Here is a 13,013-nt window from a genome sequence, read left to right as displayed (position 1 = left end):
CAGGCGGTCATCATGAACAAAACAATCCTTGTTTCCATCAGGCAGTTATTTTTCACAGCAGCCACCCTGCTGTTGGCAACTAACGCTATGGCTGCACCGCAGCTTCAGCCTCCTGAAATCGAAGTGGAAAAGATTACCCGTAATTTGCTGGATCTGTATGACAAGAATGAAGAGAAGTACAGGAAAGACCGGGAAGGTTTCGTTCAGGAAGTAGACCGGATGTTATCACCTGTCGTGGCTTTTGATCAGATTGCCCGTTATGTCATGGGCAAGTACACCCGGCGCAGCCCCGGCCAGGTGGATAAGTTCGAAACCACTTTCAAAGACAGTCTGTTAAGGTTTTACAGCAATGCCCTGCTGGCACTGGATGACACCAGCCTGACCATCGAGTCGGTGGACAAAACCCCGGAAAAACAGCTGAAAGAATACATTGCCGGTGATATCAGCCGTATCCCTGTAAAAATGAGTGTCAGAACCAGTACCCGCAGTGTTGATATTTTCTACTCCATGGTACATACCGATGGTCGCTGGAAACTGCGCAACATTACCATTGACGGTATCAATATCGCCAAACAGTTCCAGACCCAGTTTGCAGACGCTGTCGATCGCTATGGCAAGGTTGAAACCGTAGTCGCTAACTGGGCGGAAATTATGCAGGGCAAAGATATCAAAGCGGGTAAATAATCCATGTCACTGGAACGCCTTGAACCGGGTCACTATACCCTCAGGGGAATAGTGACCTTTGATAATGCCGCCGTGGTTGAACAGACTGGCCGTGAGCTGTTGTTGAATGAACTCACTGCTGGTCAGCCGCAAATCCGTATCAGCCTGAAGGAGCTGCATCAGGGCGATAGCGCTACCCTGTCTGTCTGCCTGTCCTGGCTGCGCCTCAGTGGAAATTTCGACACAATTTTCTGCTTCTCTGACATCCCGGTGGAACTGCAGGCCCTTGCCAAGGTCTGTGGTATAGACAATTTACTGGAAGCCTCTTCCTGCCCAGTTAGTTGAGACTGATTGACCGTCCGGTGCTTGTGGCTGGTCGGGAGGTCATATATCATTGTCCGATTTGCCCCGAGTCCGTCGGTGTTCAAATGACGGGCTTGTTAACTGTTTAAAATCCATGAGATTCTGGCGACGCTTTTTATGCATGAATTATGCATGAATTATGTATGAGCTATTTACAAGCTATGCAAGGCTATGCAGGGCAGATTGCGCAGACAGCCTGTCTGATGTCTTGATGATTCTGTCAGTTTCCATGGTTGTTGCTACGAGGTGAGTGCATGCTAGCCAACCAGGTTAAGGCGCTGCTGGAAGAGAAAATTCAAGGTTCTGAAGTGCTGGTTGAAGGGGAAGGCTGTGACTTTCGCCTGACAATCATCAGTGACGAATTTCAGGGCGCTATGCCGGTAAAACGTCAGCAGATGGTGTATCAGCACCTGAACGGGATGATTGCCAGCGGCGAAATTCATGCGGTCACCATGGTGACCCTGACGCAGTCTGAATGGCAGCAGCGTAACAGTTAACTGACGGGCACTGGTGGAACCTGATGGATAAATTGATCATTACAGGCGGCAATCGTCTGGACGGCGAAATCCGGATTTCCGGCGCCAAAAACTCCGCTCTGCCTATTCTGGCTGCGACCCTTCTGGCTGACGACCCGGTAACGGTGTGCAACCTGCCTCATCTGCACGATATCACCACCATGTTTGAGCTGTTTGGCTGCATGGGTGTTGATCTGATGGTTGACGAGCGCATGAATGTAGAAGTGCATGCGAGCACCATCAAACAACTGCGGGCTCCCTACGAGCTGGTAAAAACCATGCGTGCATCCATTCTGGTGCTGGGGCCACTGCTGGCTCGCTTTGGCCGTGCCGAAGTGTCACTGCCCGGTGGTTGTGCCATTGGTAGCCGTCCGGTAGACCTGCACATTCGTGGTCTGCAGGCGATGGGTGCCGACATTGTTGTGGAAGACGGTTACATCAAGGCGAGCATTAAGGATCGCCTGAAAGGTGCCCGTATCTTAATGGATACTGTGACAGTAACCGGCACAGAAAACATTCTGATGGCGGCCTGTCTGGCAGACGGCGAAACCATTATTGAAAACGCTGCCCGTGAGCCGGAAGTGCTGGATCTGGCAGACTGCCTGATAACCATGGGTGCCCAAATTGAAGGTGCGGGTACCGATACTATTCGTGTTCAGGGTGTTGAGCGCCTGAACGGTTGTACATACTCGGTACTGCCTGACCGCATTGAAACCGGTACTTACCTGATTGCCGCTGCTGTGACTGGTGGTCGCGTGCGTTTGAAAGATACCCAGCCAGATATCCTCGACGCCATTCTGCTGAAGCTGCGCGAAGCCGGTGCTTCCGTTGAGTGGGGAGAAGACTGGATTGAGCTGGATATGAAAGGCAAGCGCCCCAAGGCGGTTGACCTGAAAACCGCACCTTATCCGGCCATGCCGACCGATATTCAGGCACAGTTCACCGCGATGAACATCATTGCAGAAGGCACTGGCCATATCACTGAAACCGTGTTTGAAAACCGCTTTATGCACGTTCAGGAAATGAAGCGCATGGGTGCCGATGTTGTGGTTGAAGGCAATACGGTCATCATCAAAGGTGTGGATAATCTCAAGGCTGCCCCGGTAATGGCAACAGATTTGCGTGCTTCGGCCAGTCTTGTGATTGCCGGCCTGGTGGCAGAAGGTGACACACAGGTTGAGCGTATTTACCACATCGACCGTGGTTACGAATGCATTGAAGAGAAGCTACAACAGCTGGGTGCGAGCATTCGACGCGTTGCGGGATAAGCGTTCAGACAGCTTTCAGCATTCAAAAAAGCCAGCGTAATGCTGGCTTTTTTGTTAATAAATACCTAAAAATTTGTGTAAACTACGGGCTCTTCAGGGCGGAATAACGAATAAGGAAACCTGATCAAGATGTCCAGTCAGATGACCATTGCTCTCTCCAAGGGACGCATCCTCAAAGACACTTTGCCTTTGCTGAAGGCAGCCGGTATAGAACTGACAGAAGACCCGGGTCAGAGTCGCAAACTGATTATTCCCACCACCCATCCGGATGTGAATCTGCTGATTGTGCGAGCCAGTGATGTGCCAACCTACGTGGAATATGGCGCGGCTGATGTGGGCGTTGCCGGTAAGGATGTACTGCTTGAGCACGGTTCAACTGAGCTTTATGAACCTCTGGATCTGAACATTGCCCGATGCAAGCTGATGACTGCAGGGAAGGTGGGGGTGCCCGAGCCTGAAGGGCGCATCAAGGTGGCGACCAAGTTCGTTAACGTTGCGAAACAATATTATGCGTCTATTGGCCGACAGGCGGATGTGATCAAACTGTATGGTTCCATGGAGCTGGCACCACTGGTCGGACTCGCCGATATCATCATTGATGTGGTGGATACTGGTAATACCCTTCGCGCCAATGGCCTTGAGCCTAGAGACCTGATAAGAACGATTTCTTCACGGCTGGTGGTGAACAAGGCTTCAATGAAAGTGAAGCACGATGCTGTCAGCCGGTTAATTGATCAAATGTCCCGCGCCGTTCAGGAGACATGCCAACCATGACAACAAAAATACTAAAACCCGCCCGACTGGACTTTCACGACCATGAATTCAGATACCAGCTTGACCAGCTTCTGGCATGGGAAAGCGTGTCGGATGACAAGGTGCAGAAAACCGTTAAGGAAATCATTACTGCAGTCCGCAGACTGGGCGACAAAGCGGTTGTTGACTACACCTGTCGTTTTGATCGCCTGACAGCCAGTTCGATGAAAGAACTGACTGTTGGCGACCAGCAGCTTCAGGACGCATTACATGCCATTCCTGATGATCAGCGTAAAGCTCTGGAAACAGCGGCTGACAGAATTCGCAGTTACCATAAGCGTCAGATTCAGGAGTCCTGGCATTACAAAGAACGCAACGGCACCAAACTAGGGCAGAAAGTACAGCCTATGGATCGTGTTGGTCTTTATGTACCGGGTGGTCAGGCCACCTATCCATCATCGGTATTAATGAATGCCATTCCTGCCCACGTGGCGGGCGTTGAAGAAATTGTTATGGTGGTGCCTACACCGGATGGTGTCATCAACAACATGGTATTGGCAGCAGCGGCGCTGGCCGGTGTGCATAAAGTCTTTACCATTGGTGGAGCTCAGGCGATAGCTGCATTGGCTTATGGCACAGAAACCATTCCCCGCGTTGATAAGATCGTGGGCCCCGGAAATATCTATGTGGCTACTGCCAAGCGTGAAGTGTTTGGGCAGGTCGGTATTGATATGATTGCCGGCCCTTCCGAGATTCTGGTGGTGTGTGACGGGCTGACAGATCCGGACTGGATTGCTATGGATCTGTTCTCTCAGGCAGAACATGACGAAGATGCACAGGCCATTCTGGTATCAGATGACCTTGAGTTTCTCCATGAAGTGGAAGACTGTATGAATCGTCTGGTGTTGGAGCTGGAGCGCAAAGACATTATCAAAGCCTCGGTAAATCATCGCGGCGCTCTGATTCATGTGCCGAACCTTAAGGCTGCCTGTGAAGTGGTTAACCACATTGCGCCGGAACATGTGGAATTATCGGTGGCTGATCCAGAAGCCCTGCTGCCGCATATCCGCCATGCCGGTGCCATTTTCATGGGGCGGCATACTGCAGAAGCATTGGGAGATTATTGCGCAGGTCCGAACCATGTGTTGCCTACCTCCGGAACTGCAAGGTTCTCATCGCCTCTGGGGGTCTATGACTTCCAGAAACGCTCATCGCTGATTCATTTTTCCGCCAAGGGTGCTTCCGAGATGGGTAAGGTGGCTTCAGTACTGGCCAGAGGTGAGTCGTTAACCGCGCACGCCCGTTCGGCTGAGTTCCGAATCAAAAAATAGTTTACATGACCAGGGATGGTTAACTTGAGGAATAAATATAGAAAAAAGTGATTTGCATCATAACCATCTTCAAATCCTATAGTGTAAAAATGCATACTTCTAATTATTAAATTAAAAAGTCAGGGGAAGGTTGTGAGCGCAATAATTAAGCTGTGGCTGTTGTTTATTTTTCCAATTACTGTATGGGCATCAACTTCAGAAACAGTATTTTTTCTGTCTGATGATTTGGAAACTGCAACAAAATATTACAATAGCAGAGAGCAAAATACAGGTAATCCAGCTTTCTTATTTAACGAAAATTTTGATCGTGAGAAAATTCTCTATGCCAGACCAGAGAATTATAAGTGGAAAAAAAGTGTTTATGGTGAAAGAAATTATCAGGAGTTAGGTTTTTACAATACCCCTGGCTATGCATACTTGAAGAGAAAAACTGATGGCAAGTTTCTCACCAAGCTGTCACCTACACGCTACCAGCTTCGGGTTGATGGTAGTGAGTGTCACGGCAATCTGTGTTCCATGGATGAGAATATTATTGCAGTGGTTATTCCAAAGCGGTTTAACGTGCTTTCCTACGACAGTTCTGTCAATGGAAACTGGAAAGTTGTCGATTCAACTTACACCTTCTATTCAAAAAATGTAAAAGGCGCGTCAGTTGAGCTAATTTTAGAAGATCAGTTTGCAATCATCTATAGCCAGATTTTTGATGATATGTCTACATTTGACGGCATTGAAGTTGAGAATGAAGGTGACCAAATTAATGTTGTAATGCCGATGGATAATGTTTTTGGTTCAGGCAGTACTCATCTGAATAATGAGGGGAAAGATTGGGTTAAACAACTTGCGCAGACACTTTCAACAATACAGTATCAAGAAGTAAGAGTTGAAGGGCATGCAGACAGTATTCCCGTTCGAGCTGGAAGTATTTACCCATCTAATTGGGAATTGTCAGCTGCTCGAGCTGCGATGGCTCTAAGGCTACTAAAAGAGCAAGGTGTTCCCGGCAGTAAGTTAGTTGCAGTAGGGTATGGTGACAGCCGACCAGTAGCCAGCAATGCAAATGTTGATGGACGAGCTCAGAACCGTCGAATAGCATTCAGTATTATACCGGAATCAGAAGACACCATATGATTCATCGGCGGCGTAATATACATATAGTCAATGGCCTGTAACCTTTGGATTTTTGAATATACCCGTGACCACTGAAAATGCTCATTTTTTCATTGGTTTTTAACATTTATTCAAAATGATTTTGTATTGCGCAGGTCCGAACCATGTGTTGCCCACCTCCGGAACTGCAAGGTTCTCATCGCCTCTGGGGGTCTATGACTTCCAGAAACGCTCATCGCTGATTCATTTTTCCGCCAAGGGTGCTTCCGAGATGGGTAAGGTGGCTTCAGTACTGGCCAGAGGTGAGTCGTTAACGGCGCATGCCCGTTCGGCTGAGTTTAGAATCAAAAAATAGTTTGGCATTTGCCATACCGCCTTATGCTTTTGACCATAAGGCGGTTCTCTTTGCTCTCAATTAACCATTCTTGGTCGTGTACTGACGCGAGCCTTCAGCTCCATGGGTTTGTTGTCACGCAGAATCTGTAATGTCACTTCGGTGCCGGGTGGTACCTGCGCCACCATGTTCATGACTTTGTTGCCATCTGTTGTGCTGATGTTATTGATGCCGGTGAGGATGTCACCCCTACGTAAGCCGGCCTGATCGGCCGGGCCGTCCTGGTAGACTCCGGAGATCAGAATGCCGGAGTTGGTTTTGAGATCATAAGCCTGAGCCAGCTGGGCACTGAGAGGCTGGGATTCAATGCCGAGCCAGCCACGAATCACGCGTCCGTATTTAATAATGGACTCCATAACGAATTCCGCCATTCTTGATGGAATTGCAAAGCCTACGCCCTCATTGCCGCCACCACGGGTATACAACAGGGTGTTAATACCAATCAGTTCACCGTAAGCGTTGATGAGTGCGCCACCGGAATTACCTACGTTAATGGCCGCATCGGTCTGGATGAAGTCTTCGTAAGTATTCAGCCTCAGATCATCACGACCAGTGGCACTGATGATGCCCATGGTAACGGTTTGACCCAGACCAAAAGGGTTGCCGATAGCCAGTACAACGTCTCCGACTTCTGCCTTTGTCGAATCTGCCAGACGAATACTGGGCAGGCCTTTAAGGTCAATTTTCAACACTGCCAGATCGGTATCCGGGTCTCGTCCGACTACCGATGCGATTTCTTCACGACCATCTTGCATGGAGACATAAATACGCTCCGCACCTTGAATCACATGGTTGTTGGTGAGCAGGTAGCCATCAGGGCTGACAATCACGCCAGAGCCCCGGTTGGCATCCGGGTCGGGGCTGTTGCGAAACGGAATCGGCGTCACCGAGGTACCGGAACGATCCAGCGATGCGGTGGCAATGTTAACCACCGAGGGGGCTGCTTTCTTAACGGCATGACGATAAGAAACCTGTCCTGTACCCAACAGGTTGCTGCTGCGGTTAAATAAGGTGCTAAAGAAGGTGTTCAGACCGCCTTCTTTAAAGCCTGCCACTTCAGGTTTAATGGCAATCACCAGAAGCCCGGCAACAAGGCCTGCAAAAATAGGAAGGCCAATTTGTAAGAGAATTTTTTTCATGGTGATCGCTGCAAAGGCCAGTGAAACAGTATAATGAGTCAATATTTTAATATACCGTTTTCCATGCTTGGAACGATAGAGTCACAGGAGACGAATAATGGGCATTTCTCTCAAAGAACTGATGAATAAGCTGGAGGGTGAACTTCAGTCGGGTTTATTCAGGGACTATTGCCCAAATGGTCTGCAGGTCGAGGGCAAGCAGGAGATCAACCGGATTGTGACCGGTGTGACGGCCTGTCAGGCACTGATCGACAAAGCCATTGAGTTGAAAGCCGATGCTGTTTTTGTGCATCACGGCTATTTCTGGAAGGGCGAAGACGCCACGATTACGGGTATGAAACGTCGCCGCGTAGAAGCCCTGCTGAAACACAATATCAACCTGATTGCCTATCATCTGCCACTGGATGGTCATCCAACCATGGGTAACAATGCCCAGCTGGCTAAGCTGATGAACTGGTCAACAGAAGGTGGAATGGATGCAACAACCAGACCTGTAGGCAGTTGGGGCAAACTGGGGAAAGTGCAAACCGTTGCAGAGCTGTCACAACAGCTGGAGCAGCAGTTGGGCAGGGAGCCGCTGGTGATAGAGGGCGGCACTCATGACATTGAAACCATTGCCTGGTGTACAGGTGGAGCCCAGAAAATGATTGAAGAGGCACTTGCTCTTGGAGTGGACGCTTATGTAAGTGGTGAAATCTCCGAGTCTACCGTGCACTTTGCCCGAGAGAATGGCATCCATTATTTCAGCGCCGGTCATCATGCCACTGAGCGCTATGGGGTTCAGGCTGTCGGTGCATGGTTAGAACAGGAATGCGGTGTTGAACATATCTTTATTGATATAGCGTCTCCGGTTTAGTGGAGTCTGGCTGCGACCGATACAACGTGATAATACGTTAAAAGGTTGCAGCTATGTCATTATCCGGACCTAAACCACCCTCTACCGGGGCAACGGACTTTGTCCCTCCTTCCTCCCATACGAAAACAAAAGATACACCTGCAGCTGATCCGATCATTCCCAGAGAGGGTTTGCGCCTACCTGGAACATCACTTTATGAACGACCGACGCCTGTTGCTGTCAAGTTGCCGCCTCAAATGGGTGGGGCTGATAAAGCGCAGGTTACACAACTGGTTCAGAACCTTCATCAGTCAAGGGATCGTCTGGCAGTGCTGGAAGGTCAAAAATTTCTTTGTAGTCAATTGGAAAACATATCGCAGCAGCTTAATGGCTCTGCCGGTGCGGGAGCTGTAAATTATCGACTGCTGTTTGTACCGAAGGGGAAGCCTCCTGTCAGTGTGATTCCGCCGGAACCGGGAGGAGCGGACGTTCAGGCAAGAGTTCAGAGGTTGCGTCAGCAGGCAAAGCCCTATGTAGAGCAGGCAAAAACCTATTTTTCTGAGTACAAACTGCAGGAGCTGGACCGGCAACTGGCTGATACCAAACAGGCTATAGGCCAACAGGCCAGCAAATTGCAGGAACTTCAGGTTGAGTCTTCTATGGCAAAAGTGCTACCAGCTCCTACAGTGCTGGATGCAACGCGGTTACATAAGGATCTGAAGCCGGTGTTGACGGAACCCCCTGAAAACCTTCCAGCAATGGCTGATGAACCCGATTTTGTGTTATTTCCACAGCCGCCAGCTGCTTCTCAAGCAACAACTGCTGCTACAGCGACTACAGCGACTTCCAATCCGGATGATCAACAAGAGAAAACGAAGCAGTGGCTGGATTTTTATCGATCAGGAGGACGTATTGAGGGTCAATCTCACACATTGGCACAAATCCGGAAAATGACTACGTTGCAACTGGAGGGCGAGCATCAGTATATTCAATTGTTATTCCCAAATGAACATGTCAGCCCCGGTAATCCTGGTGCTCCTCTGCTAACGCCGGAAATGGTTCAACAGATTGAAAGTGACGATGAATTGCAACATGAATTCCAAAACTCTTTCGATCAGATGCTGACTTTCTGGGGGTTAGAAAGATGTCGCAACAGTATCACTGTAAGTCAGGAAGACGCGGAGAAACATGCATTGTGGAAGGGCGGGTTTAACCATAATCACAAACGGATCACACGGGTTTTAAACTGTTTGATGGCTTTCGATTACAAGGAATGTGCACGAAATCTTGAAGCAGCATTACAGCGCGAAAGGGTGAATGATAATCAGCCTCCCAACCCCTATTGGCAGAAGGCTGTAGGCAAGAGGCCAGAATTTGATTTTCACAGGCCTTTAAATGAACCGATGGGTGTTAAAACCGCCGAACACTATCAGGCGCTTTATCCTTACAGCAGCCATGTTAATAACCCGAATAATGTCATTATTTCTGCCAGCGACAACTCTTTTAAAGAATTTTCAATTTATGACAAGGGTACCTTTAATGTAATCATTGATGGCACAGAATGGTCGACAGTTGCACATTACGTTTATGCGGCAAGATTCAATCCTTTTTCAGATGAATATTTTGAAGTACGTACTAAAGTCAATCCTGTTGAGCTTTTTAAATACATGCACAATGATCCAAATGATAAGTCAAAAGTACGGGAATCGAATCTCGAAGGCTGGAGTATTGAGCATGAACGTGGAGCCATGTTGAAAGCACTTAGAGAAAAGGTAAAGCAGAATACTGAGCTACAAACCAAGTTACTGTCTACAGGTGATAAACCCATTTTTTATTCGTCTACGAACAGCGGCTACTGGGGAGTTTCTGCGGTAGATGGAAAAGGGACTGGACAAAATGTTGTGGGAGCCATGTTAATGCAAATCAGGGATGAATTACGAATGAACAAACTGGATGAAAGTGAGTAACCGTCGAATATATTATTATGCGATAAAAGTATAGATTATAAATTTATTATTACTTATCTACTGATAGACTTTGAATTAAAGAACAATTCCAAATTCAGGTCTTCCCCATTATGTCTGGTGAACAGTCATCCCGTCAGCTGAATCATCTTAAACAGCTGGAAGCGGAAAGCATTCATATTATTCGTGAAGTGGCAGCCGGCTTTGAAAAACCGGTGATGCTCTATTCCATTGGCAAGGATTCAGCCGTGATGTTGCACCTTGCCATGAAGGCCTTCCATCCCGGCAAGCCTCCCTTTCCGTTAATGCATGTTGATACGCTCTGGAAATTCAGGGAGATGATTGAATTTCGTGATCGGCATGTGAAACAGCTGGGTCTGGAATTGATTGTACACACCAACCCTGAAGGTGTTGCACAGGGTATTGGCCCCTTCATCCATGGCAGTGCCAAACATACGGATGTAATGAAAACCCAGGCACTGAAGCAGGCTCTGGATCAATATGGTTTCGATGCCGCTTTTGGCGGTGCCCGGCGTGATGAAGAGAAGTCCAGAGCGAAAGAGCGTGTTTACTCTTTTCGTGATGCCAACCATCGCTGGGATCCTAAAAACCAGCGTCCGGAGCTTTGGAATATTTACAACAGTCAGGTGGAGAAAGGCGAAAGTATTCGGGTTTTTCCTCTGTCTAACTGGACCGAGCTGGATATCTGGCAGTACATCCATCAGGAAAATATCCCCATTGTTCCACTGTATCTTGCAAAGGAAAGGCCTGTTGTTGAACGGGATGGCAATCTGATTATGGTGGACGACCAACGCCTTCCACTGCGGGAGGATGAAGTTCCACAAATGAAAAAAGTGCGTTTTCGTACCCTTGGTTGCTATCCATTGACGGGCGCTGTTGAGTCCGAAGCGGATACCTTGACGGAAGTGATTCAGGAAATGCTGCTGACCAATACTTCCGAACGACAGGGTCGGGTGATTGACCACGACAGTACAGGTTCCATGGAAAAGAAAAAACAAGAGGGGTATTTCTAAATGTCACACCAGTCAGACCTGATCGCTCGTGATATTGAGGAATATCTGCGCCGGCATGAGCAAAAAGAGATACTGCGATTTCTCACCTGTGGCAGTGTAGACGACGGAAAGAGTACGTTGATCGGGCGATTGCTACACGACACCAGTATGATTTATGAAGACCAGCTGGCGTCTGTGCAAAGCGACAGTAAGCGGGTAGGTACTCAGGGGGAGAAAATAGATCTGGCGCTGCTGGTGGATGGTTTGCAGGCCGAACGTGAACAGGGTATTACCATTGATGTTGCCTATCGCTACTTCTCAACCGAAAAGCGCAAATACATCATTGCCGATACGCCGGGACACGAACAATACACCCGAAACATGGCAACAGGCGCTTCCACCTGCGATCTTGCCATTATTCTTGTGGATGCCCGTCAGGGAGTGCTGACCCAGACTCGCCGACACACCTACATTGCCAATCTGCTCGGTATTCGCCATCTGGTGGTAGCGGTCAACAAAATGGATCTGGTGGATTACAGTGAGGCGCGTTTTACAGAAATCCGTAACGAGTATCTCGGGTTTGCCGAGTCTCTGAATCTGGGAGATGTGCGCTTCGTGCCTATCTCGGCACTGGAAGGTGACAATGTGGTTGAGCGCAGAGCCAACCTGCCGTGGTACAGCGGCCAGACGCTGATGGAAATGCTGGAATCGGTGGAAGTGGCAGACGATCGCAATCTTGATGACTTCCGCCTGCCTGTACAATACGTAAACCGGCCCAATCTCGATTTTCGTGGTTACGCCGGAACCATTGCTTCAGGTGTTATCCAGGTGGGGGACTCTGTCAAAGTGTTGCCTTCTGGTCGGGAAAGCACAGTCTCCGGCATAGTGACTTATGATGGCGACCTTTCAGAAGCTTTTGCCGGTCAGGCGGTGACACTGATACTGAAGGATGACATTGATATCAGTCGTGGCGATATGATTGCCCATAGTGATGGTGATAGTGACCGTCATCGCGGAAAGTCCCCTCAGGCTTTCAGTGATTTGAATGCCAGTGTCGTATGGATGGGCGAAGAGTCCATGAAGCCGGGACGGCAATACTGGGTCCGGTTTGCTACCCGTCAGGTAGCAGGCAGTTTTGCTGCTATTCACCATCGCGTTGATGTCAACACACTCGAGCAGCAGTCAGCTAACGAGTTGCAGCTGAACGAAATAGCATCCTGCTTGTTAAAGCTGACCCAGCCTGTGGCGGTTGATCCCTATGCCGACAATCGCCAGACCGGCGCATTTATTGTGATTGACCGTTTAACCAACGCGACGGTGGCAGCCGGTATGGTGGAGTCTGCCGGATCTGAACAGAAACACAGCGGGCCGGTATCCACTCAGGAACGAATCCACCGTCTGCATCAACAGCCGACACTAATTAAAGTCAGCGATCCGGATCGTTTACCAGTGCTTGAAAGGCAATTGTTTGACCGGGGTTTGCTGCCAGTGGTGGTTACCAAACAGTCGGGTTGGGACATCAGGGCTGAGGCTTTGCTGAAAGCCGGACTGGTCGTTCTGGTCAGTACATCAGACAATATTGCCGTTGAATACCCTGTGGAGACGGTTTCTGCAGAAACATCACTGGAAGAGCTGTTGTCCAGATTGCAGGTTTGATGTTGCATTAGA

General features: G+C 48.9%; 12 protein-coding genes and 1 pseudogene. 12 read left to right on the top strand and 1 reads right to left on the bottom strand.

Features of this window, described 5'->3' with window-relative positions; all coding sequences use genetic code 11:
* The first annotated feature begins 12 nt into the window (after positions 1–12).
* From EZMO1_RS20915 to EZMO1_RS20880, 8 genes and pseudogenes are all read left to right on the top strand, one after another.
* Positions 13–684, top strand: coding sequence for an MlaC/ttg2D family ABC transporter substrate-binding protein (locus EZMO1_RS20915; RefSeq protein WP_034878141.1), 672 nt, complete (start codon positions 13–15; stop codon positions 682–684).
* Between the two features lie 3 nt (positions 685–687).
* Positions 688–1,008, top strand: coding sequence for an STAS domain-containing protein (locus EZMO1_RS20910; RefSeq protein WP_034878139.1), 321 nt, complete (start codon positions 688–690; stop codon positions 1,006–1,008).
* Between the two features lie 272 nt (positions 1,009–1,280).
* Positions 1,281–1,523: a BolA family protein gene (locus EZMO1_RS20905; RefSeq protein ID WP_034878136.1), complete on the top strand. Its 243-nt coding sequence runs from the start codon at positions 1,281–1,283 to the stop codon at positions 1,521–1,523.
* Between the two features lie 23 nt (positions 1,524–1,546).
* Positions 1,547–2,809: a UDP-N-acetylglucosamine 1-carboxyvinyltransferase gene (murA, locus tag EZMO1_RS20900; protein WP_034878135.1), complete on the top strand. Its 1,263-nt coding sequence runs from the start codon at positions 1,547–1,549 to the stop codon at positions 2,807–2,809.
* A 129-nt stretch (positions 2,810–2,938) separates the two neighbouring features.
* A complete protein-coding gene (gene hisG, locus EZMO1_RS20895; protein ID WP_187300035.1) occupies positions 2,939–3,583 on the top strand; it encodes an ATP phosphoribosyltransferase in 645 nt (214 codons plus the stop codon).
* Positions 3,580–4,893, top strand: a complete 1,314-nt coding sequence (hisD, locus tag EZMO1_RS20890) for a histidinol dehydrogenase (protein WP_034878132.1) — start codon at positions 3,580–3,582, stop codon at positions 4,891–4,893. Before hisG ends, hisD begins: the two co-directional genes overlap by 4 nt.
* A 132-nt stretch (positions 4,894–5,025) precedes the next feature.
* Positions 5,026–6,021: an OmpA/MotB family protein gene (locus tag EZMO1_RS20885; protein ID WP_051790451.1), complete on the top strand. Its 996-nt coding sequence runs from the start codon at positions 5,026–5,028 to the stop codon at positions 6,019–6,021.
* Positions 6,022–6,145: 124 nt separating this feature from the next.
* Positions 6,146–6,355: pseudogene (locus tag EZMO1_RS20880) on the top strand (histidinol dehydrogenase); the annotation flags it as partial.
* A 56-nt stretch (positions 6,356–6,411) separates the two neighbouring features.
* On the opposite strand, the gene EZMO1_RS20875 reads toward EZMO1_RS20880, so the two are convergent.
* Positions 6,412–7,575, bottom strand: coding sequence for a S1C family serine protease (locus EZMO1_RS20875; protein WP_236632069.1), 1,164 nt, complete (start codon positions 7,573–7,575; stop codon positions 6,412–6,414).
* Between the two features lie 55 nt (positions 7,576–7,630).
* On the opposite strand from EZMO1_RS20875, the gene EZMO1_RS20870 reads away from it, so the two are divergent.
* The 4 genes from EZMO1_RS20870 to cysN all read left to right on the top strand — a co-directional run bounded on the left by EZMO1_RS20870 (position 7,631) and on the right by cysN (position 13,001).
* Positions 7,631–8,389 carry a Nif3-like dinuclear metal center hexameric protein gene (locus EZMO1_RS20870; RefSeq protein WP_034878129.1) on the top strand — a complete coding sequence of 253 codons (759 nt, stop codon included), beginning with the start codon at positions 7,631–7,633 and terminating at the stop codon, positions 8,387–8,389.
* 236 nt (positions 8,390–8,625) lie between these two features.
* Positions 8,626–10,335, top strand: a complete 1,710-nt coding sequence (locus tag EZMO1_RS20865) for an NADAR domain-containing protein (protein WP_160174103.1) — start codon at positions 8,626–8,628, stop codon at positions 10,333–10,335.
* Positions 10,336–10,445: 110 nt separating this feature from the next.
* Positions 10,446–11,366, top strand: coding sequence for a sulfate adenylyltransferase subunit CysD (gene cysD / locus EZMO1_RS20860; protein ID WP_034878128.1), 921 nt, complete (start codon positions 10,446–10,448; stop codon positions 11,364–11,366).
* Positions 11,367–13,001, top strand: a complete 1,635-nt coding sequence (gene cysN / locus EZMO1_RS20855) for a sulfate adenylyltransferase subunit CysN (protein ID WP_034878126.1) — start codon at positions 11,367–11,369, stop codon at positions 12,999–13,001.
* Positions 13,002–13,013 lie beyond the last annotated feature (12 nt).

It is taken from the genome of Endozoicomonas montiporae CL-33 (assembly GCF_001583435.1).
Classification (GTDB): domain Bacteria; phylum Pseudomonadota; class Gammaproteobacteria; order Pseudomonadales; family Endozoicomonadaceae; genus Endozoicomonas_A; species Endozoicomonas_A montiporae.
This window is presented reverse-complemented; position numbering and strand designations above follow the sequence as displayed.